Here is a 2865-nt window from a genome sequence, read left to right on the forward strand (position 1 = left end):
TCAATAACATTACGAAGATGACTTTCAAAACACCAGATAACAAGGATAGCATCGTAGTAGATGGTACCGATAAAGTAATTACTGGACTTTCCAATACTACATTGCCAAAAGATATGACCACCATGAAGGCGGATCAAGCAGCGAGCCAAGGCCAATTAAAAGAAGTTTTGGATAATGCTGTGAAGTATGATAAAAAACAAGATGGTACCGTAGATACAAGTAGCATTACCTTAGAAGGTGGTAACGATGGTACAGTTATCAAGAATGTAAAAGCTGGTGATGTGTCTGAAAACAGTAAAGAAGCTGTCAACGGTAGTCAATTGTACAAGACCAACCAAGGTTTTGATATTTTAGTCGGTGAAGATACAGAAGCTAATCGAGCTAATGTAGCACTTGGACAAGATAAGAAAGAAACAGTTAAATTTGATGCCGGTAAGAACTTGTCAGCTTCACTTGATAAGGCATCCAAGAAAGTATCCTATCGGTTAAATGATGAAATTGAATTGGGTGAAGCAAAGACTGCCGATAAGCCTGGTGTAAATGGTAAGATCACTATCCATGGTACTACTGGTGAAAAGATGACTATGGATGGAAAAAATGGTGAAGTTATCATTGAAACAACCGATGAAAATGGTAAGAAGAATGAAGTATTCCTTAAGAGCCATGATGGTACTATGGGAGTTATCGGTAAAGAAAACAATGGAGTCACTTTACATGGTGAAGGATTTGTACAAATCAAAGGTGCCGGCAGTGATAAAGCTATCGATTTGACAACAGAAAAAGGACAAGTTGGGGTTGATGGTCAAGGTAGTTCCACACGTCTTTTGATGAAAGAAGGAAATATTCCTCATGCATTGGCTACGATGGATGATGGCTTGAAATTCATGGGTGATAGCGGCACTACGGTAGGTGTAAAATTAAACAACCAAATCAATATTGTTGGTGGTGTTGTAGCTGAAAAAGAAGGCGATGTAGTTAAGAACTTAACTGACAACAACATTGGCGTTGAATCCATCGTAGACGATCAAAATGGTAAGAATGCGAAGATGAAGATTCGTTTAGCTAAGAAACTTTCTGACATGGAAAGTATTACCTTTAATAGTCAGGATAAGACCAATCCGATGACGATTGACGGTGTTGGACGTACGATTAAAGATTTGACGACTATGACATTCTTGAAGGATGGAAAAAATAATTTCATTACGGGACTTTCCAATGTAACATGGCCGGCTAAGGAACAAAGAGGTACTGATTTCGATGTATCTAAGGCAGCTACACAAGGACAAATTCAAGATGTAGAAAATGCAGTGGATGAAAAATTCAAGAAGAGCAATGCCGGTTTTGATGTGTATATCAAAGAAAAAACCAATGAAAATACCTTTAACATTGCCCTTGGAAAAGATGAAAAAGAAGCCTTTGGATTCTTAGCAGGTAACGGACTTGAAATTACACGAAACGGCAAAGAAATTACCTATGCTATGAAAGATGACATCACCTTAGGTCATACAAATAGTGCTGGTCAAGATGATGGCAAGGACGGGAAGTTCACTGTTACCGGTAAAGCCGGCAACTCCGTAGCCGTAGATGGCAAAGATGGTCAGTTGACATTAGCGAGTGCTACTGATGATAAGGGCAAGAAAAATCAGATAGCCTTGAATGGTAAAGATGGTAGTGTTCGCGGCGATGGTAAGAGCGGCAATGCGTTTGAAATGAATGCAGACGCCGGTACGGTCGGTGCAAAAGGTGCTGATGGCAGTGCTGTTGTATTAAATGGTAAAGACGGCACTATCGATATGAACGGTAAAGACGGTAAAAATAAAGTCACCATAGGCACGCAAGAAGGTAACGTCGGCATAGATGGCACGAACGGTACAACCCGCGTTGTTGTCAAAGAAGGCGATAAAGTCAATGAATTAGCTACCATGAATGACGGCTTGAAATTCAAGGGTGACAGTGGTGATGTAGTCAACCGTAAATTGAATGAAACCCTCACAATTGAAGGTGGTGCAGATACAACAAAATTATCTGATAAGAATATCGGCGTAGTAACCGATGCAGCAAATGGCAAGATGTCAGTTAAATTGGCAAAAGACTTGAAAGACTTGACAAGTGTAGAAACGAAGGACGATCAAGGCAATACGACCAATATGACCGGTGCCGGTGTTACTACAAAAGATGATAAGGGTAATATTACTGCGACAACAGCTACCGGCATGACTAATACGGATGCTGCCGGACATGTGACAAATACTACGGCATCCGGTGTGGTTGCAAAAGATAAAGATAAGAATGAAACAAGCCTAACTGCAACAGGTACAGTTGTAAAAGATAAGGATGAACATGAAACATCTACTACCGCAACTGGCGTTATCACAAAGGATAAGGATGGCAATCAGACTACAGTGAGTGCTACCAGCGTGACAACAGAAGATAAAGATAAGAATACAAACGTATCGACAGCTAAAGATATAACAGTAGCCGATAAAGATGGCAATAAGACTGTTATTAACAAAGAAGGCATGACGATTACTCACGCAGGACAAGATGTGATTTCCTTAACGAAAGATGGTCTTAATAATGGTGGCAAGACTATTACTGGCGTAGCCACTGGTGTTAATGATACAGATGCAGTAAATGTTAAACAGTTGAAAGACGAAATAGAAAAAAATCGTACGAGACTTGAAGGTAGTGATAATATTGCTGTATCCGGTTCTGGTAAGGAAGGCGATCCTTTCAAAGTGGCATTGAAAGATGACATTACATTAGGTCATAAAAATAGCGATGGCCAAGATGATGGCAAGGATGGTAAATTCACTGTTACTGGTAAAGATGGCAACTCCGTAGCCGTAGATGGCAAAGATGGTA

Annotated in this window: 1 pseudogene; it reads left to right on the plus strand. The window is 40.1% G+C overall.

The annotated features are described in order from the left end of the window. Positions 1-2865 (plus strand): annotated as a pseudogene (locus HMPREF3182_RS03165) (hypothetical protein); the annotation flags it as partial.

It is taken from the genome of Megasphaera hutchinsoni (assembly GCF_001553405.1).
GTDB classification, from domain to species: Bacteria; Bacillota; Negativicutes; order Veillonellales; family Megasphaeraceae; genus Megasphaera; species Megasphaera hutchinsoni.